At 67.4% G+C, this 24,409-nt stretch carries 21 protein-coding genes; 6 read left to right on the forward strand and 15 right to left on the reverse strand.

What is annotated here, in order from left to right; translation table 11 throughout:
* Positions 1-7 precede the first annotated feature (7 nt).
* From OXI49_09510 to OXI49_09555, 10 genes are all read right to left on the reverse strand, one after another.
* Positions 8-2,377: an ABC transporter permease gene (locus OXI49_09510; protein MDE2690736.1), complete on the reverse strand. Its 2,370-nt coding sequence runs from the start codon at positions 2,375-2,377 to the stop codon at positions 8-10.
* A 4-nt stretch (positions 2,378-2,381) separates the two neighbouring features.
* On the reverse strand, positions 2,382-3,068 hold the full coding sequence (locus OXI49_09515; GenBank protein MDE2690737.1) for an ABC transporter ATP-binding protein: 687 nt from the start codon (positions 3,066-3,068) through the stop codon (positions 2,382-2,384).
* Between the two features lie 67 nt (positions 3,069-3,135).
* Positions 3,136-5,334, reverse strand: coding sequence for an ATP-binding protein (locus tag OXI49_09520; GenBank protein MDE2690738.1), 2,199 nt, complete (start codon positions 5,332-5,334; stop codon positions 3,136-3,138).
* On the reverse strand, positions 5,331-6,491 hold the full coding sequence (locus tag OXI49_09525) for an ABC transporter substrate-binding protein (GenBank protein MDE2690739.1): 1,161 nt from the start codon (positions 6,489-6,491) through the stop codon (positions 5,331-5,333). Before OXI49_09525 ends, OXI49_09520 begins: the two co-directional genes overlap by 4 nt.
* Positions 6,492-6,571: 80 nt before the next feature.
* Positions 6,572-6,991, reverse strand: a complete 420-nt coding sequence (locus tag OXI49_09530; protein MDE2690740.1) for an ATP-binding protein — start codon at positions 6,989-6,991, stop codon at positions 6,572-6,574.
* A complete protein-coding gene (locus OXI49_09535; protein ID MDE2690741.1) occupies positions 6,988-8,160 on the reverse strand; it encodes a SpoIIE family protein phosphatase in 1,173 nt (390 codons plus the stop codon). The genes OXI49_09530 and OXI49_09535 overlap by 4 nt, the downstream gene beginning before the upstream one ends.
* A 32-nt stretch (positions 8,161-8,192) precedes the next feature.
* Positions 8,193-8,528, reverse strand: coding sequence for an STAS domain-containing protein (locus OXI49_09540; protein ID MDE2690742.1), 336 nt, complete (start codon positions 8,526-8,528; stop codon positions 8,193-8,195).
* Positions 8,525-9,433, reverse strand: a complete 909-nt coding sequence (locus tag OXI49_09545) for a transglutaminase family protein (protein ID MDE2690743.1) — start codon at positions 9,431-9,433, stop codon at positions 8,525-8,527. The genes OXI49_09540 and OXI49_09545 overlap by 4 nt, the downstream gene beginning before the upstream one ends.
* Positions 9,430-10,392, reverse strand: coding sequence for an alpha-E domain-containing protein (locus OXI49_09550; protein ID MDE2690744.1), 963 nt, complete (start codon positions 10,390-10,392; stop codon positions 9,430-9,432). The genes OXI49_09545 and OXI49_09550 overlap by 4 nt, the downstream gene beginning before the upstream one ends.
* Positions 10,392-11,825, reverse strand: a complete 1,434-nt coding sequence (locus OXI49_09555; GenBank protein ID MDE2690745.1) for a circularly permuted type 2 ATP-grasp protein — start codon at positions 11,823-11,825, stop codon at positions 10,392-10,394. The genes OXI49_09550 and OXI49_09555 overlap by 1 nt, the downstream gene beginning before the upstream one ends.
* Before the next feature lie 203 nt (positions 11,826-12,028).
* On the opposite strand from OXI49_09555, the gene OXI49_09560 reads away from it, so the two are divergent.
* Positions 12,029-12,604 carry a prepilin-type N-terminal cleavage/methylation domain-containing protein gene (locus tag OXI49_09560; protein MDE2690746.1) on the forward strand — a complete coding sequence of 192 codons (576 nt, stop codon included), beginning with the start codon at positions 12,029-12,031 and terminating at the stop codon, positions 12,602-12,604.
* Positions 12,605-12,634: 30 nt separating this feature from the next.
* Here OXI49_09560 and OXI49_09565 read toward each other — a convergent pair whose 3' ends face one another.
* The 3 genes from OXI49_09565 to OXI49_09575 all read right to left on the reverse strand — a co-directional run bounded on the left by OXI49_09565 (position 12,635) and on the right by OXI49_09575 (position 15,098).
* Positions 12,635-13,507 (reverse strand): NIPSNAP family protein, encoded by an 873-nt coding sequence (locus OXI49_09565; protein ID MDE2690747.1) that lies wholly within the window; start codon positions 13,505-13,507, stop codon positions 12,635-12,637.
* Positions 13,508-13,529: 22 nt separating this feature from the next.
* The gene (locus tag OXI49_09570) at positions 13,530-14,462 is read right to left on the reverse strand and encodes an alpha/beta hydrolase (protein ID MDE2690748.1); all 933 of its coding nucleotides are present in this window, start codon (positions 14,460-14,462) and stop codon (positions 13,530-13,532) included.
* A 117-nt stretch (positions 14,463-14,579) separates the two neighbouring features.
* Positions 14,580-15,098 (reverse strand): hypothetical protein, encoded by a 519-nt coding sequence (locus OXI49_09575; protein MDE2690749.1) that lies wholly within the window; start codon positions 15,096-15,098, stop codon positions 14,580-14,582.
* Positions 15,099-15,173: 75 nt separating this feature from the next.
* On the opposite strand from OXI49_09575, the gene OXI49_09580 reads away from it, so the two are divergent.
* Both OXI49_09580 and OXI49_09585 read left to right on the forward strand, forming a co-directional pair.
* Complete coding sequence (locus tag OXI49_09580; GenBank protein ID MDE2690750.1) at positions 15,174-16,442, forward strand: right-handed parallel beta-helix repeat-containing protein; 1,269 nt, start codon at positions 15,174-15,176, stop codon at positions 16,440-16,442.
* The gene (locus tag OXI49_09585; GenBank protein ID MDE2690751.1) at positions 16,429-17,553 is read left to right on the forward strand and encodes a hypothetical protein; all 1,125 of its coding nucleotides are present in this window, start codon (positions 16,429-16,431) and stop codon (positions 17,551-17,553) included. The genes OXI49_09580 and OXI49_09585 overlap by 14 nt, the downstream gene beginning before the upstream one ends.
* Positions 17,554-17,558: 5 nt before the next feature.
* On the opposite strand, the gene OXI49_09590 is transcribed toward OXI49_09585, so the two are convergent.
* Both OXI49_09590 and OXI49_09595 read right to left on the reverse strand, forming a co-directional pair.
* Positions 17,559-18,212 carry an SCO family protein gene (locus OXI49_09590; protein ID MDE2690752.1) on the reverse strand — a complete coding sequence of 218 codons (654 nt, stop codon included), beginning with the start codon at positions 18,210-18,212 and terminating at the stop codon, positions 17,559-17,561.
* Positions 18,213-18,654: 442 nt separating this feature from the next.
* Positions 18,655-19,323, reverse strand: coding sequence for a hypothetical protein (locus OXI49_09595; GenBank protein MDE2690753.1), 669 nt, complete (start codon positions 19,321-19,323; stop codon positions 18,655-18,657).
* A gap of 582 nt (positions 19,324-19,905) precedes the next feature.
* On the opposite strand from OXI49_09595, the gene OXI49_09600 reads away from it, so the two are divergent.
* The 3 genes from OXI49_09600 to OXI49_09610 are packed head-to-tail and all read left to right on the forward strand — an operon-like array spanning position 19,906 to position 24,406.
* Positions 19,906-20,553 (forward strand): cytochrome C, encoded by a 648-nt coding sequence (locus tag OXI49_09600; protein MDE2690754.1) that lies wholly within the window; start codon positions 19,906-19,908, stop codon positions 20,551-20,553.
* Positions 20,550-23,819, forward strand: coding sequence for a TAT-variant-translocated molybdopterin oxidoreductase (locus tag OXI49_09605; protein MDE2690755.1), 3,270 nt, complete (start codon positions 20,550-20,552; stop codon positions 23,817-23,819). The genes OXI49_09600 and OXI49_09605 overlap by 4 nt, the downstream gene beginning before the upstream one ends.
* Positions 23,819-24,406, forward strand: coding sequence for a cytochrome c (locus OXI49_09610; protein MDE2690756.1), 588 nt, complete (start codon positions 23,819-23,821; stop codon positions 24,404-24,406). Before OXI49_09605 ends, OXI49_09610 begins: the two co-directional genes overlap by 1 nt.
* Positions 24,407-24,409: the final 3 nt, after the last annotated feature.

Consider the following 24,409-nt stretch of genomic DNA (forward strand, 5'->3'; position numbering starts at 1 on the left):
CTTCTTCCTACTCGCGGGTCTTGAGTACCGCGACGAGATCGAGGTCATGGAGCTTACGCCGCACCGTCCAGGCCGAGATGGCCATCGACCCGAGAACGGTCGCGGCGGAAACCAGGAACGTGCTCGGCTCGACCACCACCGGCAGCCGAAACAGCTCGCTCTCGAAGACGCTCATCACGCCGGTGATCATGGCGAAGCCGAGGAGCAGACCAAGCGGAATCGAGGCCAGAGTGAGAATCCCGAGTTCGCCCAGCAAGATCGAGGAGATCTCGCCGCGAGTGAAGCCGATCACACGCAGGCTGGCGAGTTCGCGGCTGGTCTCGGACAGCGAGATCCGGGCCGTGTTGTAGATCACCCCGAAGGCGATGATCACCGCGAAGAGCAGGTTGACGTTCATCATCATGGCCATGTTGTCGAGCATGTAGGTCCGGATGCTCTGGAGCGCGGCACTGCGCAGCGTCGCCCCCGCCACCGCCGGCATCGCCTTCAGCAGACCGTACAGCCGTTCCTCGGCCAGCGTGTCGATCTTGAGCATCGCCCCGGTGATCGTGTCGTCGCGCCGCACCAGCCGACGGAGCGACTCCTGCTCCATGTACGCCGTCACGCCGAGCAGGTCGTCGACGGTGTCGGTCAGCACGACCTCGCGCACCGGCCTGGAGTCCTCCATGATCTCGACCACCAGCGTGTCCCCCGGCTCGACCCGCAGTTGCTCCGCCAGCAACGTGGACAGGACGAGACCCGGCCGGTCGAGCCGGATGGCGCGGTAGTCGAGATCGACCACGCGCCGCAACCTGGCGTCGGGCGCCAGCGCCTGGATCGCGGTCTGCTTCTGCAGGTGGCCGTTGCGCAATCGCGCCGCAACGCCGTTCGTCGGCTCCACCTGCAGCACCCCGGAGAGAGCCGCGAGTTCGTGCACCGCCCTCCGTTCGACCGGTTCGAAGAAGCTCACCGACAGGTCCTGGCGCTGGACGATGTTGAACTGCACTTCGAGAAGTTCGTCCATCGAGTCGATCATCGACCAACCCACGACCATGATCGCGCCGGCGAAGGCGATGCCGACGATCGACAGGCCGGCGCGTACCGGGCGCCGCGACAGGTTGCGGAGCACCATCCGCGCCGGTTGCGACAACCATCGCCGGGCGCCCAACCGTTCGAATAGGGACACCCGGAAAGTCTCGGGCGCCGCCGGGCGCATCGCTTCGGCGGGCGGCAGCGACACGACGCTGCGCACGGCGCCCAACGCCCCTACTGCCGCCGCGGCAAGGCTCACTCCGACGGCGATCAGAATGCTCGACGCCGACACGTTGTAGATCAGGAGCGGAAAGCGGAAGTACTCCATGTAGATGCCGAGCATCCCCCTGGCCAGGAACAGGCCGGCGACGATCCCGAGCAGGGCGCCGAGGGCCACCACGACGACGGCCCACTGCACGTAGTGGACGCCGAGCCGGAGGTTCGAGTAACCGAGAGCCTTGAGCGCCGCGATCTGCTCGCGCTGCACCGCGACCGTGCGCCGCAGAACCACGTTGAGCAGGAACGTGGCCACGGCCAGGAAGATCAGAGGTATGAGGAGTCCCATGTTCTCAAGCTGGGACAACTCGTTCTGGAGGTACCAGTTGGACGTCTGATCCGCACGCGAAATCGCGCCCAGACCGCCGTACGGATCGAGAATCGCGTCCAGTTCGACGATCGCGGCGCGTTCGAGGCTGGGCGAGCGGTCAGCCAGCGTCAGGGCGACGTCGTTGAACCCGCCCTCCATCTCGAACGCGGTGGCCAGGTGCCGCCGGGACATCCAGAGAAAGCCGAAGTGCTCCGGATCCGGGACCAGTTCTCCCGGGCCGATGCCGTAGACGTACTCCGGGCTGAGCGCGACACCGACGATTTCCAGCGGCTGGCGACGACCGTTGATGACCGCGAACAGGCGATCACCCAGATCGAGGCCGTGGGCCTCGGCGAAACGCTCGCCAACCAGGGCCTCCTCCGCCCGGTCCGGGTCCAGGAATCGCCCGCGGCGCAGAGCGACGTCGTTGAGCGCCGGCCGGCCGCGATCCGGCAGGGAGATCAGGCGTCCGTTGATCGGATCGGAGACTCCGGCCACGTCCAGCGAGACGCTCACGACCACCCGAGTCTGGACCTGCTTGACTCCCGGGATCGCCGCGATACGCTCTTCGACCCAGTTGGGGACGCGCTTGGCGCCGGCGAACACGTCGGCGAAGGCGTAGCGGGTGTAGTAGGCGTCGCGGGTCGTCAGGAGCGAGCCGAACACCCCCTGGGCCATGACCAGCAACGCGATACCCGACGAGACGACCAGGGCGATCGCCAGCACCTGGGACCGCACGTTCCAAAGGTCGCGCAGCAATTTGCGGTCGAGTGCTCTCATCGTCCTACCACTCGATCGTGGCAGCCGGTTGCTTGGTCGCGTTGCGGACGTCGCTCGTGATCAGGCCGTCTGCAAGCGAGATTACTCGATCCGCCATCGCGGAGATCGCCGCGTTGTGGGTGATCACCGCGGTCGTCGTGCCCAGTTCGGAGTTCACCCTCTCGAGCGCCCCCAGGACCGCGATGCCGGTGCTGATGTCGAGAGCTCCCGTCGGTTCGTCGCAGAGCAGCACGTCCGGACGCTTGGCGATGGCCCGGGCGATCGCGACGCGCTGCTGTTCGCCGCCCGACATCTGCGACGGGAAGTGGTCGAGGCGGTACTTGAGGCCGACCAGCGCCAGGGCCTCCTCCGGTGCGATCGGATCGCCGGCGATCTCGGTCACGAGAGCGACGTTCTCGCGCGCGGTCAGCGAGGGAATCAGGTTGTAGAACTGGAACACGAAACCGACGTGGCGGCGCCGGTAGCGGGTCAGGGCCCGTTCCCCGGCCTCGCTCAGATCCCCGGCACGGTAGGTGACCCGGCCAGCGGTCGGCCGATCGAGCCCGCCCAGGATGTTCAGGAGGGTCGATTTGCCGCTTCCCGACGGTCCGAGCAGGACCGTGAACTCGCCTTCGTGAAGCTCCAGGTCGACGCCGCGTAGCGCATAGACCTCGACCTCGCCCATCACGTAGACCTTGGTCACGCCGCGCATGGCGAACACCGGCGGCAGCTCCGTCGATTCGGCGGTTGCCGCGGGGGCGGCGGCGTCCATCGCGCGCCTAGCCTCCGGTGCCGGCCCCTTCCGGGCCCTCGACGCCGGCAACGAGGGCGTCTAAATCGGGAGGCGCCGCCGCAAGCTCGACGATCATCTCGGTGAACTCGCCCGGCACCGTATCGACCCGGATCATGCCGCCGTGCTCGCGCACGATGTCGGCCGAGAGCGCCAGACCGAGGCCCGTGCCCTCGTCGGTCGGCTTGGTCGTGAAGAAGGGGTTGAAGATCTTGTCCACGATGTCCCGCGGAATCCCGTTGCCGTTGTCCCGGATACGGACCTCGACGCCGTCATCCATCTTCCGCGTCGTGACCGTGAGCGTCGGCTCGTAGGACTCGTCGTCCGTCGCGAGCCGCTTTTCGTTCGTGGCGTAGCAGGCGTTGCCGACCAGGTTGAGGAACACGCGGCCCACGTCCTGGGAGACGACCTCCAGGGTGCCGAGGTCCGGGTCGAAGTCCTTCTCGATCGTGAGGTTGAAGTCCGAGTCGGAAGCCCGGGCGCTGTGGTAGGCGAGCCCGATGTGCTCGTCGACCAGGCGATTGATGTCGGCCTCCTCACGGCCGGCAGCGCCCCGGCCCATCTTCAGCATGTCGGTGACGATCCGGTTGGCGCGCTCGCCGTGGTTCTGGATCAGCTTCAAGTTGCCGCTGAGGTCCTCGAATATCTCCCCGATCTCCTCCCGCTGGTCATCGTCCAGGCTGCCGTCCTCATTCTCCTTCATGATCTCCTCGACCTCCTCGAGGAGTTCCGAGGACACTTCGGAGAAGTTCTTGACAAAGTTGAGAGGGTTCTTGATCTCGTGGGCGACCCCGGCCGTCAGCTCGCCCAGCGCCGCGAGCTTCTCGCGCATCACGATCTGGTCCTGGGCCTTCTGCAGGTCGACCAGCACGACCTCCAGCTCCTCGTTCTTCTCCTTCAGCTCGTCGGCCAGCTTCTCGACCAGGTTCAGCCGCTGCACTTCCAGCGCGTGACGACGGAAGACCTCGAGAGCGGCCGCCATGTCGGCGACCTCGTCCTTGCCGCCGATCCCGATCTCGGCTTCCAGATTGCCCCCCGCCATCTCCCTCATGCTGCTCGAGAGGGCCTCGAACCGGCGTACGAGCAGCCGTCCGACGAACAGCCAACCGATGAAGATCGCTCCGGCAATGCTCACGATGTTGAGCGCCAGGAGCAACGCGCGTCCGGTGCGAATCGCCTGGGACGCGGCCATGGTCGCCGCATCGGTGCGGGCCCGGGAAGCTGCGACCAGACTCTCCACGTCGCCACCGAGTTCGACCGCCAGATTCTGGTTCTCCTCCAGCAGCGCCTGTTGCCGGTCGAGCGCGCCGACTTCCTGCCGTCTCAGGTCGAAGGCCGAACGGCTCTTCGCCAGCATCTCACCGAAGAGCTCCTCCAACCGATCCGAGGTCGCGGTTTCGTCGATCGCACTGAGAGCGCGCTCGATACTCGTCGCCGCCGACTCGTACCGCTCCTCGACCGGCTCGATCAGTGGCCGGTCGGTCAGCACCGCCAGACTGTTCAGGAGCTGATCGATGATCGTTACGTCCTGCTGAAGGCCCACCAGCACCCGGTAACGGTCAATCTCCGGTTCCGAGAAGTGGACCTCACGGGACGCGGGGGCAAGCTCGAACGACCGGAAGCCGGTCATCGCGTAGAAGAGTTGATTGTCGAGAGCAGGCACCAGAAGCGCCTCGATCCGGCTGTGGAGCGACTCCAGCTCAGACCGCAGCGCCTCACTCTCCGCACTCAGTTCGAAACCCTCGGAGACCGACTCCTGGATCGCCGCTATGTTCCCGATGAGCTCCTCGCCACGAGCCTGGATGCTCAGGATCTCCGCGTCGCCGCCAAGTGACCCCTCGGACCCCATCCCCCGGCTCATCAGGTCCTCAAGCTGGACCTCGAAGGCACGTTGCGCCGGCGCCACCTCCACCTCAGCCCGAGTCAGTTCGTCCTGGTTCGCCGTCGCGGTCAGCCTGGGTCCCGCAGCCACCAGTGTACCGCTGCCCTGCGCCACGCCGAAAGCCGCCGCCAGCTCAGGCACCGTTCCCTGGGTCACCCGGTTCTGCGAATCGCCCACCTGAGCGAAGGCGAACAGCGCCACCAGACTGGCCGCGAGCGTCAAGGCAGCCGCGCCGCCGATGCCGACGTAGAGCTGCGTGGCGATCCTGAAGCGGGCCTCGGTCAGTCGCCGGAACCACGAGATCATTGGCTCACCACGGCTTCAAGACGCGTCGCGGGCCGATACCGGCCCTGCTCGTCGATCACGGTCAGGAACACGGCATCCGACCCCTGGTTGTCCTCCTCGCCGAATGCGAGTCGGAAGCCATCCAGGTCGAGGGAACCCGCGCCGCGGAGTGTCTGAATGAAGCGATCCCGATCAACGGTCGTCCCGCATCGTTCAAGCGCTTCGATCACCAGCCGTCCGGCCAGGTAACCCTCGAACGAGACGAAGCCGGGCTCAGCGCCAGCGGTGTGCTCGCGCAGGGCCCGCCGGTAGGCCGCCGCAACTCTCGAGTTGCGCGCGGTCGGGAATGGCACGACCTGGGTGACGTAGACGCCGGCGCCGCGTGGACCCAGCTCTTCCGCCAGTGCGTTGCTGCCCACGAACGACAGCGTCATGAACACCGGGTCGAGGCCAATGTGACGAGTCCAGGCGATCAGGCTGGCGACCGGCTGATAGGCGCCCACGATGATGACGGCCTCCGGCCGCCCCACCTCAATGTCGACGATGGCCGTCTTGACGGCGGTCGTGTTGCGCGGATAGACGCCGATGGCGACCGCCTCCATGCCCCGTCTGGCGAACGCGGCACGAACGCCCGCAAGGCCGGCGCGCCCGAAGGAGTCGTTCTGGATGACGACCGCGATCCGCTCGATACCGAGATCCCTCGTCAGTCGCTCCACCATCTCCTCCGTCTCCTGGGCGTAGGAGGCGCGGAGGTTGATCACATGCGGTTCGCTGCGGAGAAAGCCCGCGCCCGTGAACGGAGCGATGTACGGCACACCCGCCTCTTCGGCCACCGGCACCGCGGAGCGGGAGGTCGGCGTACCGACGCCGCCGACCAGCGCGAACACACCCTCGTCCTCGATCAGGCGGCGCGTGTTCGTGATCGCGGCCTCCGGCTCGTAGCCGTCGTCCACCGTGATCAACTCCAGGCGCCGGCCGTGCACGCCGCCGGCGTCGTTGGCTTCCTTGAACGCGGCCTGAACACCGAGCCGCATCCCTCTGCCCAGTTCGGCCGCCGGACCACTGAAGGCGGCGGACTGGCCGAACAGGATGCGCTCGGCCGAAACGCCCGGCGTCCCTTCCGGCTCACCCGGCGACGCAGCCGGCTGAGCCGACGACAAGGCCGGAGCGAGCAACACCGCCGCGGCCCAGGCTGACGCGGTCAGAGCTGTTCCAGCAGCACGTGCGCGCATCGCTATCGGCAGTCCCGCGCCGCGGTTCAACTCCGGCGCTTGACCATGGTCACGTGGTTGCGGCCGCCCTCGCGGCTGTACGAAGTCTCGTCCATGAGGACCTTCACGAAGTGAACCCCCAGACCGCCGATCTGCCGGTCCTGAACTCCCGCGTCGAGGTCCGGCTCGGGCGCTTCGTGGAAGGGGTCGAAAGCCCTTCCGCTATCGCGAACCTCCACCCGGACTTCGTCATCGCTCGAGGTGACCTCGATCTCGATCTCGCTGCTGCCAGGCTGACTGCCGCCGTGACGCACCACGTTCGTCGCCACTTCCTCCAGACCGAGAACGATGGCGTAGGTCACGTCCTGCGTCCAACCCTCCTCCCGGCCGAGCGCCTCTACGGCCTCCGAGACACCCGGAAGCTCTTCGATCCGGTTCGGAACACGGAGGTGGAGGTTAGCGCTCACTCGTCGGCGACGCGCAAGGTCATGCAGGTCAGATCGTCGAACTGCGGCGCTTCGCCGGCAAAGTCCTGCACGGCCTGCAGGATCATCTCCGCGGCTTCCCGGGCGGTTGGAGTCCGGCCGTCGCCGAACAGACCCTGAAGCGACTCAAGGCCGAATTCCTCGTTCGCCACGTTGATCGCCTCGGTGACTCCGTCCGTGAAGAAGACGACGAGGTCTCCCGGGCTCAACCGGACGCTGGCCTGCCCGTACTCGAAGCCGGGAATCGCCCCGAGGGCGAGGCCGCCCGTCAGTTCAAGTTCCTCCGAACTCCCGTCGGGGTGAACCACCAGCGGAGGGTTGTGGCCGCCGTTGGAGAAAGTGAGCACCCTGGTCGACGGATCGTAGACGCCGTAGAACACGGTGACGAACATCGCCGCGTCGTTCGTCTCGTTCAGCAGGTCGTTCACTTCCCGGAGGACCGCCCCGGGATCCTCGACGCCGACCGCCGCCCCCTTGAGCAGGGTGCGGCTCGACATCATGAACAGGGCCGCCGGCACGCCCTTGTCCGACACGTCGGCTACTGCAAGCCCGATCCGTCCCGCGTCGAGGTTGATCACGTCGAAGAAGTCCCCTCCGACGTTGCGTGCCGCGTGCATGCAACCGTAGACCTCACACCCGTCTACATGGGGGAACTTGTCCGGCAGGATCGACTGCTGGATCTTCGTCGCCACGTCGAGCTCGTTCTGTATCGCCACCAGCTTGTCGCGCGAGGCGAGCGCGGCACGCCACTCGTCGAGATGTCGCAACGTCCGCTCGATCGTGACCTCGAGGTCGGTGAAGTCGATCGGCTTGGTGACGAAGTCGAAGGCGCCGCGGTTCATGGCGGTGCGGATGTTCTCCATGTCGCCGTAGGCAGAGACGATGACCGAGCGGAGATCCGAGTTCACCTCCGGGATCTGCTGCAGGAGCGTCAGGCCGTCCATCTTCGGCATGTTGATGTCCGAGAGAACGATGTCGATGTCCTTCTTCTCCGTCAGGACCTGGAGCGCCTCGACGCCGTTACCGGCGAACTCGAAGCCGTACTTGCCCCTGCGGATGTGGCGACGCATGCGCTGGCGAACCAGCCGCTCCAGATCCGGCTCGTCGTCGACGACCAGGATCTTGTAGTCGGGATTGTCCCGATCGCCCACCTGGACCGCTACCCCTTCCGCGCCCGAGTCCTCTACCCCGCAGCCGCCAGGGCGTCGGCCTGCGTGTCGTAGATCTGGATGATGCGGTTGAAGCCGCTGATCTCGAACACCGACTGAACGGGATCGCTCAACGCGCAAAGGGAGATACTCACGTTGCGCTGGCCGAGGGTCTTGGCGACCAGCAGGACGACCCTCAGGCCGGCGCTGCTGATGTACGCGAGCTGGCCGAGGTCGACGACCACCGCCTGGACGTCCTCGCCGATCGCCCCCTGCAACTGGCGTTCAAAGTCCTGGGAGTTCGAGCTGTCGACGCGCCCCTCGACTTTGGCCACAAGAACCTTGTCGTGATGATCCACCTGGACGTTCATACTCTCTGCCTCCCGTTGCCGTTTCTTCCGCTAAGTCGTGCGCTGTCAACTGCATTCACTATCACATCAACCGCGATTTTCGCATCCCCGGCGCCCTGGAACACCCCCCTTGTTGGAGAAACGTCGGCATAGTCCCTGCCCGCGGCCACGCGGATGTGTCGCTGATCGCTGAACGCCGTGTTCGTTGGGTCGAAGCCGACCCAGCCGGCCCCCGGAAGCCAGCATTCTACCCAAGCGTGACTGGCGCCCGCCGTCACGCGTTCGCCGGCTCGTCCCGTGTTGTGGAGATAACCCGACACGTAGCGGGAGGGGACGCCCCAGGAGCGGCCGATGGCGATCATCAGGTGGGCATAGTCCTGGCACACGCCCCGACCCGATTCCAGCAGGTGCTCGATGGGCGAATCGGCCGCCGTGCTGCCCGGCTCGTACTCGAAGCGCTCGCGGATCCCGTCGGCCAGGCGGACCAGGCTCTCCATCGGACGTTCCTCCGGACGGAAGCCCTCGCTGCGGACGAAGCGCTCTAGCGCCGGGGACGGCCGCGCGAGCGCGCTGGGTTCGAGGAAGTGCCAGTACTCCGGCATATGGCGCAGGCTCCGCAACTCCTCCCAGCCGCCGACCGCTTCCACGCTCGACGTCGCGGCGAGATCCGCCCTGAACCGGGACGTGATCACGAGTTCCTCGTGCCGCCGATGGACGTTGAGAACGTGGCGGCGGTTGCCGAAGCAGTCCCGCTCCGGACTGAGGGAGGCGGCCGGGATCGTCTCGATCTCGAATCGCCGCACCCTCTGGCCCGATGTCCGGGCCGGCCGCAGGCAGAGCAACAGAACGCAGCCGCGGACGCTGTCCGAGTACGCGTATCTCGTCCGATGCTCGACGTCGTAACGGAGCCGGCGGGTAGACGTCACCGCAGCGGAGAGTCCTGGATCGCGTAGTCGACGAAGGCGCCGAGCACGGCGTCGTGCAGATCGCGGGCGGACTGGTTGACCTGTTCGAGCAGTTCTTCGGGCGCTGACGTCTCCGGCCAGTCGTAGAGGATGAGCGCCTCGGCCCGCCCGGCCAACCGCCGGGCGGCGGCGTCGGCTTCGACGCCGGGTCCGGCGCCGAGGCCCTCGAGTTCCGTCGCCGCGGCCTGCACCGTGGCGAGCACGGAGCCGGGCAGCGACGGATCGGCGACCAGCAGGTCCAGGACGCGGTCCGGTTGCATGTCGATACCGTAGACGCGGCCGTAAGCCTCCAGGGCATGATGGGTGCGCAGCATGCTCGCCCAGCCCAGGGTTCGCCTGTCCGTACGCCGGCTGAGGTCGATCTGGGCCTGCAGCAGGGACACCGCGAGCTGCGCCCGCTCGATGGCCCGGCCGAGACGCATGAAGCGCCAGGCGGCGCCACGGTACATCGTCGCGTCCGCGACCCCGACGAAGTTGTGGATCTCGCTGCGAGTCCGTGCGTAGAAGACCTCCGGCGTTCTCCAGATATCGACAACCTCGAGATCCCGCATCCGCAGATAAGCGGAGTTCAGGCAGGTCCACATCTCGCCGCTGATGCAGTGGCGCATCTGACGGGCGTTCTCGCGCCCGCTGGCGATGGCGCCCCACACCGAGTCCGGGTTCGAACGCTCGAAGGTCAGGTCGTCCGCCAACGTAAAGGCGTCCGCCAGGGCGAACTCGTCCGTCTCCGGCAGGAACTGCTCCCCCGGCGGCGGAAACCGCTTCATGCACCGGTAGATCCGCTTCCAGCCGAAGTGGATCTCCTCGACCGAGCGGTCGACCAGGAACTGCACCTGCAACTCCAGCAGGCGGCTCAGATAGCCGGCCCTCGCCAGGTAGCGGGCCATCCAGTACACCCCCTGGGCGCTGCGCGAGAGCATCAGAGGTCGACCACCCAGAGGTCCTTGCCGCCCCCGCCCTGACTCGAGTTCACGACCAGACTGCCCCTTCGCAGGGCGACCCGGCAGAAGGCCCCGGGCACGATGCGGGTCTCGTTCCCGGTCAGCACGAAGGGCCGGAGGTCGACGTGGCGCGGCTCCGCGTGGCCGTCGATCAGGCACGGCGACCGCGACAGCGCCAGAGTGGGCTGCGAGATGAAGTCCGCGGGATCGGCCCGGAGCGTCTTCGCGTAGTCGTCCCGCTCCTCCGGCGTCGAGTGCGGACCGACCAGCATGCCGTAGCCGCCCGACTCGCCGACCCGCTTGACCACCAGGCGCTCCAGGTTGTCCAGGGTGTACTCCAGATCCTCGGGCCGCCGGCAGAGGCGGGTCTCGACGTTCTGAAGGAGCGGCTCCTCGCCCAGGTAGTAGCGCACCATGTCGGGCACGTAGGCGTAGACGCTCTTGTCGTCGGCAACGCCCGTTCCCGGAGCGTTGGCCAGAGCCACGTTGCCGCGCTTGAACGCGTTCATCAGGCCCGGAACGCCCAGTAGGGAGTCCTCGCGGAAGACCAGCGGATCGAGAAAGTCGTCGTCCACGCGGCGGTAGATCACGTCGATCCGCCTGAGGCCGGAGGTCGTGCGCATGTAGACGAACCCGTCGTTGACCAGCAGGTCCTGCCCTTCGACCAGCTCGGCGCCGATCTCGTGAGCCAGGAACATGTGCTCGTAGAACGCCGAGTTGTAGGTGCCGGGAGTGAGCAACGCCAGGCACGGATCCGGCCGGCCGCCGGGCGACAGCTCGCAGAGGGTCTGCCGCAGCAGGCTGCCGTACTGTTCGACGTCCTGAACCCGGGAACGCCGGTAGAGCCGGCGCAGGCCGGCCTTGACCGCCTTGCGATTGGCGATCATGTAGGAGACGCCGGAGGGCACGCGCAGGTTGTCCTCCAGCACCAGGAAGCCCTCGTGCGTGCGCACGATGTCCGTGCCGCAGATCGTCACCCAGACGTCACCCTGCACGCTGACCCCGCGCATCGCCAGCCGGTACTGCGGGCAGCCGAGGATGACGTCGGCGGGAATCACGCCGTCCGTGACGATGCGACAGTCGCCGTAGACGTCGGCGAGGAACAGGTTGAGGGTCCGGATCCGCTGCACCAGACCGGCTTCGAGTTCCCGCCATTCCGCCAGGGCGAGCAGGCGCGGTACGCAGTCGATCGGGATGATCCGCTCCTCCGCCTCCTCGTCGCCGTAGACGGTGAAGGTGATCCCCTCCTGGGAAAACGAGCGCGTCACCCGTTCCTGGATCGTGTTCAGGTCGTCGTCGGGCAGTTCCCTGAGCGCCTCGACGACTGTCCGGCAATGCTCGCGCGGCTTCCCGTCCGCGACGAACATCTCGTCGTAGATCGCAGGATCGAAGTCGTAGAGGCTAAAGTCCACCGGACCCACTCGAGCGGTATGCCGAACGGGCGTATCCTACAGGTACAGAAAGAGTAAACCCTGTTGCCGGAGGTTGCGGGCAGACAGCGCCGACGGCTTGCTTGGACGCCGCGGCCCTCCGCCCCGTATCATCCTGTAAGCCGCCGGCGACGCGCCCCACCGCGCCGCGGCCGGACCTGAACTTCAACGCAAGGAGCACGAAGATGACCGGAGCGCGCTCCCACAGCCGGCAAGCCGGCTTCACCCTGATCGAACTCCTGATCGTCGTGGCGATCATCGGCATCATCTCCGCGCTGCTGGTGCCGAACCTGATGACCGGATTGCAGAACGCGAACCAGACCCGCACCCAGGCCGACATGAAGGCCGTGGGCTCCGCCTGGATGCAGTGGCTCACCGACCAGGTCAGCGCCGCGGCCGCCGGCTCGAGCACGACCGCCACGTTCAGCTGGAGCGAGTTCACCTATCCCGACTTCTCCCACGCGGACCTCTCGGCCCTCCTCCGTCCGTCGAACACGTTCTTCTACCTGCAGGACGTACCCGAACGGGACGGCTGGAACAACCCTTACCGGTTCGGCTTCGCCGGCTCGGACCAGCTTCTCAGTACCCAGGTCATCGGCATCTGGAGCGGCGGCCGTGACGGCTCCGCCACGGAGCAGCCGCAGTCCACCTACGAGATCGGCGCCTTCCGCGGTACCGAGTTCAACGAGGACCTGGTCTGGGCCGACGGTTACTGGGTACGCTGGCCGGGTAGCGCCGCGGAAGTCGACACGTCCGAGTAGCCGGCCGCGCCCGGCCCGCCCCGGCGGCGACTAGATCTGGGAGAACGCGGTCGGCCGCAGGAACACGTTCTCGATCCGCGAGACGGTTCCCTTGTAGTAGTCCATGTCGCGCATCCGGATCCACTCGGGATGGCCGCCGAACGCCTGCCAGTGCTCCCGGTGCGCCTCCATGTCGGGGGCCGACAGGATGTAGACGAGAGCCGGTACGTCCTCGCCGATCAGAAGCTCGGCAAACAGGAGGGGCGCCATGTCGACATCCCGCATGATGTCGATCTCACCGTTGTCGAACATGTGGACCTTGCGGCGAGCCGTCTCCTCGTTGTGGCTCTCGTACAGACGCAACTCGAAGATCCGGTCCTGCCCGGCCGCGGTCTGGCGCGGCAGCTCCATCACCGGCATGCCCTTGAAGGCCCGCAGGAACCAGCTCTCCACGCGCTCGTAGACCGGTTCCTGCCTTGGCGTCGCGTACATCGGCGCGGCGGCTTCCAGGTACTCGGCGTCGGCTTCCAGCGTCGACTTCATCGCCGTGAAGTCCCCGACCGTCGGGAAGGCGATGATCGCCCACACGGAAAGCGAATCCACCGGGTCGACCGGCTCGTCCGCCTCGGCGGGCGGCTCGACTCCGAACACGCCCACCCTGTCGATCCCGGCCCGGTTGAGCGCCGGCACCAGGGCGTTTTCCAGGTAGGCGAGGACGGTCTGCCGGCTGTCCTCGTCCGCCAAACGGTAGCGGCGGATCTCGTAGTATTCCCGCCCCGGTTCGCTTTCCGCCGCGGCCTGCTCGTCGCCCGCCGCATCCGCCACCGGTGCTTGGGCCGGTGCGCAGGCCAGGATCAGGACGGCCGCCGCGGCAACTGCCAGGAAGATCGGAAGGGAATGCCTGGTTTGCTGTGTCATCGACATGCTGCGATCTCCTGTGGCGCCCTCACTGCCTGGCCAGCAGCCAGGCGCGCATCGTGTTCGAGACAAGGTCCGCGGCCTCCAACTGGACCCAGTGGCCGACCGTCGGCACCGTGACCAGGGTGTAGTCGCGGTCGACCCAGTCCCAGGTGTTCTTGAGCCCGTCCTTGTCCACCGCGGTGTCCTTCAGGCCATGGAACTGAAGGACCGGCATCTTGAGGTTCGGCGGCTCGCCGCCGGCCGCGACGCCGCCGTAGTTCGCCCGGTAGTAGTTCAGCATGCCGTCCCAGTAGGAGCGGGAGAACGCCTCGCGGTAGTGGCCGCCCACCTTCTCGCCCTCGCTCTCGTACCGGCCGAGCAGCCCCTCCGGCACCGGGCTGCCGTCCGGCTCGGACGACGCGAAGTTGCGGGCGTACTGCACGTTGCGACGTTGCTCCTCGGTCGCGTTCGCGATCACGTTCGCGTAGCCGCGGGGGTGGGTGAGGTTCATGATGACCAACCGCTTCACCTTGTCCGGATTCTCGATCGCGAACCGCCAGGCGATCGCCCCGCCCCAGTCGTGGCCTACCAGGTTGATCGGCGCGCCGAGGTCCTCGACCACGGCCGCCACATCCGCCAGCAGGTGAGGCATGGCGTAGTCCTCGACCCGCTTCGGCTGGCCGCTCCGGTTGTAGCCGCGGAGGTCCATCGCCGCGGCGCGGAAGTCCCCTTCGAGAGCGGCCATCTGATGCCGGTAGCTGTACCAGATGTCGGGGAAGCCGTGGATGAAGAGGACCGGCTCGCCCTCGCCGAGGGTGACGTAGTGGATCCCTACGTCGCCGTTCTTCACCGTGTGGTGTTCGACCCGGTCCCAGACATTCGCGTTGGAATCGTCCGCGGCGAGACCTGCGGGAAGAATCGCGGCCGCGAGCAGCAATGCCACGTACCGAACCGAACGCCTGCGAGCTTCGATCAACATTGCGACTCTCCTCCCAGCATCAATCAGTCCCGGCAGTCCCGAGGCGTTGATCAAGTTCATGCTCCGCCCTCCTGGGGTTGAGCGGTCGATCGTAGCAGCGTCGCCCGCGAAACGGACCTACGGCAGCGGCCCTTCTTCCGCGGGAGGCGCTTCTTCCACGGCCGGAAGGGCCTCGGCCGGCGGATCCTCGAAGCGCTTGTAGTTCCTCCCGTAGTCCGGCCGGGTGCGGCGATGGCATACGACGCAGGACATGTAGACCTGCTCGTTCAGGGCGATCAGCGCGTCCAGGTCCTGCTCGAGGGCGGCCTCATAGGCGGCGGCGCCGGCGTCGAACATCAGCCTGGCGTCGCGCATCCACTCGTCACGGTCGCCGACGACACGGCTCGGCATCATGATCAGGTTGGCGGACTCGGCGAGGATGAGGGCCTGCGCCTGCAGTTCGTTCCACTCGACCTCGTTGGTCGGGGCGCGGCTCTCGACGTAGAGGATGGCGTCCGACGCCGGGTACATGAGCTTGATCATCAGTTCGCTCATCGTGCCGATCGGCTCCGGCTCGGGAACCGGCCCGTCGTCCTCCGCGGCTGCCGCGCCCGCGAGGCCGGCCACGAGCGCCGCGATTACGATCCTTCTCGGCATTGGGACCTCTCCTTTCGGAGCTATGATGGCACGACCCGCCCGGCCAGGTAACGACCCGGAGATGGAACCCCAGCCATGAAGCACCCCTCTGCCATTCGGAAGCACTGCCTCTGCACCTCGGCCTGCCTGCTCGCGCTTGCAGCCTGCGCCCAGGAGGACGCCACGCTGCGTCCCGGAGACAACGACCACCGGACGCTCCAGGAAGCACTGCTCACGGCCGAGCCCGGAGCGGTCATCGAACTCGCCGCCGGGTACTTCGAGCTCGACGCCACCCTGTCCCTCGACGTCGAGGGCGTGACCCTGCGCGGCCAGGGGATGGACGAGACGATTCTCGACTTCTCATCGCAGGCCCCGGGGACCGGAGGCGAGGGAATCCTCGCCACCGCCGACGACTTCACGGTCGAGAACCTCGCGGTCGAGAACACGAGAGGCGACGGCATCAAGGTGGAGGGCACGACCGGAGCCGCCTTCCGGAGTGTCCGGGTCGAATGGACGAACGGGCCCGACACGAACAACGGCGCCTACGGGCTCTATCCCGTCCAGGTGACGAACGTACTGATCGAGGACAGCCGGGTGCGCGGCGCCTCTGACGCCGGCATCTACGTCGGCCAGTCGGCCAACGTCGTCGTCCGGCGCAACGAGGCCTGGGAGAACGTGGCCGGCATCGAGATCGAGAACACGACCGGCGCCGACGTCTACGGCAACCGGGCCCACGGCAACACCGGCGGCCTGCTCGTCTTCTCGCTGCCCGAACTGCCGGTCAAGGACGGCCGCGACGCCCGCGTCTACGACAACGACATCGTCGAGAACAACCTGCCGAACTTCGGCAAGGAAGGCGCGATCGTGTCGACGATCCCGGCCGGCTCGGGGATCATCGTGATGGCGAGCGACAACGTCGAACTGTTCGAGAACCGGATCCACAACAACCAGAACTCGAATCTGGCGGTGATCTCCTACCTCTCGACCGGTCGCGCCTACAACGATCCCGGCTACGACCCCTACACCGAGGGCGTCTACATCCACGGCAACGAGTTCGTCGGCGGCGGCGAGAGCCCGAACGGCGACTTCGCGGACGCTTTCGTCGCCCTCGCGGGCGGCGCCTTCCCCGACATCGTCTGGGACGGCGTTTCGAACCCGGACAAGCTGGTCGAAGGCGAGGTGCCCGCTGACCTGCGGCTGTACATCGAGAACAACGGCGACGCGGACTTCGTGAACCTCGATCTCGGGTCCGTCTTCGCGGGCGGCGAGCCGAACGTGAGCACGGACCTGGCGGCGCATCAGGGTGCGCTGCCGGCCGTACCCCAGCCGGTCGATCTCGGCGCGGCGACCGGTGGCGCTCCGTAGCGTCCCGGCCGCGGCACTGGCGATCGCCGCACTCGCGCTCGCGGGCTGCGCGGCCGGCGAGGGCGGTTCCGGTCAAGGACCGTTCGCCCGTTACCCGGAGAGGCTCTCTGCCTGGGGCCTGTTCGACGGAGAGCTGGCGAGCCACGTTCCGGCCGCCGGCGTCGAGCCCTACGACCTGAACACGGCTCTGTTCTCGGACTACGCACTGAAGTTCCGCTTCGTGCGCCTGCCGGAAGGGCCAAACGGCGACGTCGAACCCGCCCTGTACCGCGAGGAGGGCCCGTTCGAGTTCCCGGTCGGCACGGTCATCTCGAAGACCTTCGCCTACCCGGCGGACTTCCGGGTTCCGCAGGACGGCCTGCGGCCGCTGGAGACCAGACTGCTCGTCCACGAGGCGGGCGGTTGGGTGGGCCTGCCGTACATCTGGAACGCCGAGCTGACCGATGCCGAACTCGAGATCGTCGGCGGGCCGATCGAGGTGTCATGGATCGATGCCGGAGGCGCGAGGATCGAACACACGTACCGGGTGCCGAACGCGAACCAGTGCAAGACCTGCCACCGGACGGACGGCGAGCGCGTGCTGCCGATCGGGCCCCAGGCGGCGCAACTGAACCGAAAGTACACGTACCCCGACCCCGACGGGACGACCCTCGAGGAGAACCAACTGGAGCGATGGCGACGCATCGGCTTTCTCGAAGGCGCGCCGCCGGCCGCGGAAGCGCCGCGGGCGCCGGTCTGGAACGTCGCGCCCTCCGGCAGCGTCGATGAGCGGGCGCGCACCTGGCTCGACGTCAATTGCGCCCACTGCCACAACCTGACGGGCAGCGGCCGCACCTCGGGTCTCGATCTCCGCAAGGGCCATCGTGACCGGACCCGGCTGGGCATCTACAAACACCCCGTCGCCGCCGGCCTCGGCACCGGCGACCGTGTCTACGCCGTCGTCCCCGGCAAGCCCGACGAGTCCATCCTCCTCTACCGGCTCGAGTCGACCCACCCGGGAATCGCGATGCCCGAGATCGGCCGCGGCCTGGTCGACGTCGAGGCAGTAGAGCTGATCCGCCAGTGGATCCAGGAGATGGAACCGCCAGGACCGCGGGAACGGGCCGGATAAGGACGCTACTCCGCCAGGATCTGCCGGGTGCGGTGGAAGACCTCGTCCAGGCCGACGGCGTCCGAGGCGTAGTAGCCGCGGACGGCGCCGTCGCGGTCGACGAGGGCCAGCCGCGCCGCGTGCGCGACGTCGACCAGACCGCCGGCCAGGTCCAGCCGTTCTCCCATGGGCAGGGCGAAACCGTCGACAACTATCGAGCGCACCTCCGGCTCGGCGCCGGTGAGGAGGCTCCAGCGCTCCAGGTCCAGGCTCCGGCTCCCGGCATAGTCGCGTAACCGCTCCGGCGTGTCGTGCTCCGGATCGACTGAAAAGCTGACCAGCCTCACGCCCTCGACCCCCTCCTCGCGGTAGCGCCGGTCCAGCTGGCGCAGCGAGGCCGTGAGGCGCGGACAGACCGTGGCGCAGCGTGTGAACAGGAATGAGGCCACGTAGACCTCGCCCGCCAGATCGCCGCTACCGAACGACTCACCGTTCTGGTCGACCAGTCGCCAGTCGGGCAACTGCCGCAGCACCGGCGGGGGGTCGGGCTCGAACCGGAGCAACGGCCTGATCGCCGGGATCAGGACGAGACCTGCCAGCGCCGCGAGAACCCATGGGTTCAGCAAGCGTCGGCGCAGACTGTTCGGTTCTTCCGGCCGGTTGACGACTTCTGGGACCATGCCCCGAGACTATCGACGGCCCGTCCCTTTCAGTGACCAAGCCTGTGGTGATCTACACCGAAATGGCCACGGGCTTGCAGTGAACCGGTGCAAGCGGCATATCCGCACGCTGCAGGCTCGCAAGAGCAGGGAGAAGGAGATCCCCCAAGCAACAAGCTCTGCCCATGTGGCTAGCCGCAGTGCACGCACTGCGGCTAGCCACAGCGGGCGATCAGAGCTAGGCTGAAGCCAGTCTGCCCTCTCTATGAACTAGCCTGGCGATGGCGGCGCTCATCTCGCAGTGCTCTCCATGCATCGACAACGAGTTTCCCCGTCATCGCGAACAGCACACTGAACGTAAGCAACGAAGCCGTCGCGAAGACCCGAAAGGCCGTAGTGACCTCGTGGTGCTGCCCGTCCGTAGTGCTCGCCAACCATTCAAAGAGGCTCAACTGTTCTCCGATCAATACTCCTCCGGTCTGCGGCAGATTCTGTACCGCTCTCCAGCGATTTCAAGGCACGCGTCAAGCAGGGTCTTGCACCACTCTTCGTTCGGGGCTCCACCGGGACGCGACCCCGGATTCATGCAGTTGAAGTACCTCTGCCAACAGCCATTGACGTCACCCAGGTAGTCCATCGTGCAACTCCACCACCCTGTCGGTGTGACTTGCCGAAGGACCCTAGCATCCGAGTCCCTGAGATAGGCGGTACCGATCTGAGTTTCTGGACGAGCTTCGCCAATCTCGATCCTCCCGGCCTGGATCAAATCTGCGCCGGTCGATAGCAGGACAAGGCCTTCGGTTCCCAACTCGGGCACGCGCCTGCTCAGGTAACCCAGCATGTCGTCCAGAGAAGCTGGCTCCGGAGGAACCTCGACAAGTCTGAGGTCGTCCCAAGGGCCGCCCGCGTAGGCCAGCGGCAGCAGCTTGTTCAAGAAGGAGGCGTCGCCGTCGTTGTAAGCGGACTCGACGCGGTAGAGCAGATCGCTGACGAGTGCGTCGCGCGCCTCCGACGAAGGCGGAGCAGCCGTGTCTGGCGTCTGCGCCACAGTCGCGGCCGCAGAGACTGCGACCAGAAGTGACAAGAAAAGCCCGCTCAGCAGCGGGCCGCGGAACCAACGGTTCTTCCTCATTGGAGGACCTCCCTGGTTGTGGAGGACCTCCCGGTTATGGGTGCGGGCGAGCTTAGCAGGCCCGTCAATCGTGTCAACCGCGTGTAGTGGCTCAATACACAGGAGACTCGGAGGTCTCAAGCCGCTCCGTACCTGCTCGGAGAAGCAGAATCGGAGGTGAGGATCGTGGAGCGCCACGGGTAGCGGTCGGCGAGAGTGTTGAAGTGCGACTCGCCGCCGGACCGGTCGAAGGGCACAAGGCCGAGTTCGTGGCAGCCGGCCGACGATGCCGCCTCCCCACGGTCACCCCGAGGAAGTCCACCTCACCCGACTAGCCGGGACGGTGAAGCAGCGGAGCCCCCCACCAGCACCTGATGCCGAAGATGATCCAGGGTTTGAAGACGCTGGGTCTGAAGCGGCACGATCATCCTCCGATGATCTCCAGCCCGCCTTCAGGCTCATCTCTCGTGGGATTGACATCGCCCCTTCAGGCTCATCTCTCATGGGACAAGGCTGGGCTTTGACCGCCTCGATAGCACGCTGTACACTCCGCGCGACCGCAGGACAGGCAGGGCTTCGTACCCTGCTTCAAGGTACGGAAACTTGCCTCAGATCTTCCCCAAGTGGACCCTCAGGCTACCGCTGTACGCGGCGGTCGCCCTGCCGGTCGTCGGTGCCATTGCCGTGGGCGGCATCTGGTGGTTCTTCTCGCCCGAATACACCGATGTCGGCTACCGCCCGGCGCAGCCCGTGCCCTACAGCCACGCCCTCCACGTGGGCGAACTCGGCCTCGACTGCCGCTACTGCCACGCCTCGGTTGAGGAGTCGGCGGTCTCCAACGTCCCCCCGACCCAGGTCTGCATGAACTGCCACCACGTCGCCGCCCGGGACAGTGAACTGCTGGAGCCGATTCGCAAGAGCATCGAGCAGGATCGTCCGATGCGCTGGGTACGCATCCACAACCTGCCCGACTACGCCTTCTTCGACCACAGCGTCCACGTCGGGGCCGGCGTCGGCTGCCGGACCTGCCACGGTCCGGTCCACGAGATGGAGGTCGTTTACCAGGTGGAGCCTCTGAGTATGAGCTGGTGCCTCGACTGTCACCGCGACCCGGGTCCGCATTTGCGTCCGCTCGAGGCGGTGACCGACATGGAGTGGATACCGACCGGCGACCACGCGGCTTTCGCCGAACTGGCGATCACGGAACGGTCGCTCGCGCCGCCCGAGGACTGCACGGGGTGCCACCGATGAGCGCTGGCAACGGCAATCGGCCGGAGAGAACCTACTGGCGTAGCCTCGAGCAACTACAGGGCGATTCCGGGCCGGTCGCCGTCCTCGAACGGGAGTTCCCGGAGGGTGCGTCGGAAGCGCCGCCCGAGCTGCTGCAGGACGGCGTCAGCCGGCGCAGCGTGCTCGCCATGCTGGGTGGGACCGCGTCGCTCGCCGGCCTCACCGGCTGCGACATCATCCGCCGTCCCGTCGAGCACATCGTCCCCTACGTCGACGCTCCCGAGGGCATGGTCCCCGGCGTTCCGCTGGCCTACGCCACCACGATGCCGTTCGGCAGCCGGGCACTCGGTCTGCTGGTCGAGAGCCACGAAGGCCGGCCGACCAAGGTCGAAGGCAACGAGCTTCATCCGTTCTCGGAGGGCGCGTCGAGCGTGTGGGCTCAGGCCTCGATGCTCGACCTCTACGATCCCGACCGGTCGAAGTCCGTACGGTTCGGCGACGAGGCGTCCTCCTGGGACGACTTCGTGGCCGCCTGGACCGAAGGCGACCTCGGTCCGGCGTCCGACGGCACGGGCTTCGCGATCCTCGCCGAGCCGTCCTCGTCGCCGACCCTGGTCCGGCTCAAGGAAGCGCTTCTCGACCGCTATCCGCAGGCCCGATGGGTGACCTGGGAACCGGTGAGCGAAGAGAACGCCGATCAGGGGACGGCGTCCGCCGCCGGTGAGCACGTCCACGCGCTGTACCACGTGGACCGCGCGCAGGTCCTGCTGACCCTGGATTCCGATTTCCTCAGCACCGAGGGCGACAGCGTCCGCAACCTGCGCGGCTACTCCCGGGCCCGGCGCGTGAGCGAGGACGGCGGCGGCAGCCCGCTGCGGCACTACGCCGTCGACGGTGTCCACTCGGTCACGGCGGCGAACGCGGACCACCGCCTGCGGGTACAGAGCGGTCGCGTCGCAACCTTCGTCGCCCGGCTCGGCAGCGCGCTCGCTGGTCACGGCCTGGAGCTGCCGCTTGACGCCGGCGCGCCGGCCGGAGACATCGACGACGCCTGGGTCGACGCGCTGGCGCAGGATCTGGTCGCCCACCGGGGCGCCGGCCTGATCGTCGCCGGCAACCGCCAGCCGGCAGCCGTCCACGCCGCCGTCTACGCCCTGAACTCGGCGCTCGGCAACGCCGGCTCGACCGTGACGTACCACCGGACGCCCGACAGCGGCACTTCGAGCGACGAGGACCTCGCCGCCCTGTCGGCGGCGATCCACGAAGGCGCGGTCGACCGTTTGCTGGTCCTGGGCGCCAACCCGGCTTACAGCGCTCCCGCCGACCTCGACTTCTCCGCCGCCCTGGAGAGCCTGGGCAGCGCGGGCGCGGTCATCCACGTCGGCGCCTACCGGGACGAAACGAGCCGCTTCGCGCGCTGGCACGTGCCGCTCGCCCACTACCTCGAGAGCTGGGGCGACGCCCGGGCCACCGATGGCACGGCGAGCGTTGTGCAGCCTCTGATCGAGCCGCTCTACGGCGCGAAGAGCCTCGCCGAAGTGCTGGCGCTGGCCGCTCTGGGGGAGTCCCGCGACGGCCGCGATCTGGTTCGCGAAACCTGGTCCGGGATTCTCGGCCTGCCGCTCGAGGAGGACGCCGACGAGGCGGCCGCCGCCGGGACGTCGCCAGAAGCCGAGACAGACGCCGAAGCCGCCGCTGACGGCGAGGTCGAAGAGACCGAAGCGGAAGAGGCCGTGCAGGTCGACCCGATGTCGCTGCCGTTCCCCGTGGCCCTCTCAGAGTTCGAAGTCGCCTGGCGCAAGGTGCTGCACGACGGCCTGCTGGACGGCAGCGCCGCGCCGGCGGCCGATCTCCCCACCATCGCCCCTGATGATGGCGCGGCCGCGGTGCGAGCCGCGGGCGACGCCGCCCAGGCGATCGCCGCGAGCGACGACCTGGAAGTCGTCTTCCGATGTTCCCCGGCGGTCCACGACGGTCGCTTCGCCAACAACGGCTGGCTGCAGGAGCTGCCGGACGCGATGACCAAGCTGACCTGGGACAACGCCGCGCTGATCAGCCCCACCACCGCCGGAGCGCTGGGCCTCGAGAACGAGGACCTCGTCACGGTGGCCTCCGGCGGGCGCGAGCTCGAGCTGCCCGTCTGGCAGGTGCCGGGACAGGCGGACAACACGGTGACGCTCGACCTCGGTTACGGCCGCGACTTCCCGGGCCGGATCGCGAGCGCCGCCAACGCCGGGGGCCGCGCTCCCGGGCGGAACACCTATCTCCTGCGCACCTCGGAGGCGCCCGATCTCGCCCGCGGGACGCTCAGCCCGACCGGCGGCGCCTATCCGCTGGCGCAGACCCAGGACCACCACTCGATGGAGGGTCGCCCGATCGTCCGCGAGGCCGATCTCGACTACTTCGAGGCGCATCCCGACTTCGCGACAGCCCACAGCGAGAAGCCGCACGAGAACTCGATGTGGGACGAGTGGACCTACCAGGACTCGCCGCAGTGGGGCATGACGATCGACCTGAACGCCTGCGTCGGCTGCAACGCCTGCATGATCGCCTGCCAGAGCGAGAACAACGTGCCGATCGTCGGCAAGGAGCAGGTGATGGAGGGCCGGGAGATGCACTGGCTCCGCATCGACCGCTACTTCTCCGACGAGGGAGAATCACGCGGCATGCTCCGGGACCTCGTCCACGACCTCCCGTCCGAGCCTCAGACGAGTTTCCAGCCGGTGCCCTGCATGCAGTGCGAGAACGCGCCCTGCGAGCAGGTCTGCCCGGTCGCGGCCACAGTGCACGACAGCGAAGGGCTGAATGCAATGGTCTACAACCGTTGCATCGGCACCCGCTACTGCTCGAACAACTGCCCCTACAAGGTACGGCGCTTCAACTACTTCAACTTCACCAAGGACACCCCCGAGGTGATGAAGCTGGGCAAGAACCCGGACGTCACGATCCGTTCCCGGGGCGTGATGGAGAAGTGCACGTACTGCGTCCAGCGAATCAGCCGCGCCAAGGTCGACGCCAAGCAGGACGGGCGGGGTCTGGCCGACGGTGACGTCGTCACCGCGTGCCAGCAGGCCTGCCCGGCCGAGGCGATCCGCTTTGGCGACATCACGGACGCGGCGAGCGGCGTTTCCCAGGCGAAGGCGAGCCCCCGCAACTACAACCTGCTCGACGACCTGCACACGAAGCCGCGCACCACCTACCTCGCGAAGATCCGCCACCCGAACCGCGAGATCACGCCGGCGCCGCCACCCGCCGAAGACCACGGCGGCGGCGAGGAAGCGCACTGATGCGCCGGCTGCCCGAAGCCGCGGCCCTGGCCGCCGTCCTCCTGCTCCTCGGCTGCCGGGGCATGCCGTCGCCCTTTCCGCCGATCCACCCCAACCCGAACATGGACTACCAGGAGCGCTACGACCCTCAGGAGGCGAGCGCCTTCTTCTACGACGGCATGGCGATGCGCCAGCCTGTCGCGGGCACCGTGGCGCGCGGGCAGCTCGACGTCGACCACCGCCTCCTGTTCGGGCGCGACGACGAGGGCTACTTCCTGGAATCCGCGCCCATCGCGGTCACCGACGACATCCTCGCCCGCGGTGAAGACCGCTACACCATCTACTGCCAGCCTTGCCACGACGAGCGCGGCACGGGCCAGGGCATCCTGTTCGAACGCGCCAGCACCCCCACCGCCTCCCTCCACGACGAACGCATCACCGCCTACAACGACGGCCGCATGTACGACGTGATCACGAACGGCGTCGGGTTGATGGCGGGCTACCGCTACCCGCTGACGGTCGAGGACCGCTGGGCGGTCGTCGCCTACGTCCGTGAACTGCAGCAGGAACGCCGCACGATGCAGGCGGAGCGGGCGGCACGCCAGTAGCGC

The organism is Acidobacteriota bacterium (assembly GCA_028875725.1).
GTDB lineage: Bacteria > Acidobacteriota > Thermoanaerobaculia > Multivoradales > Multivoraceae > Multivorans.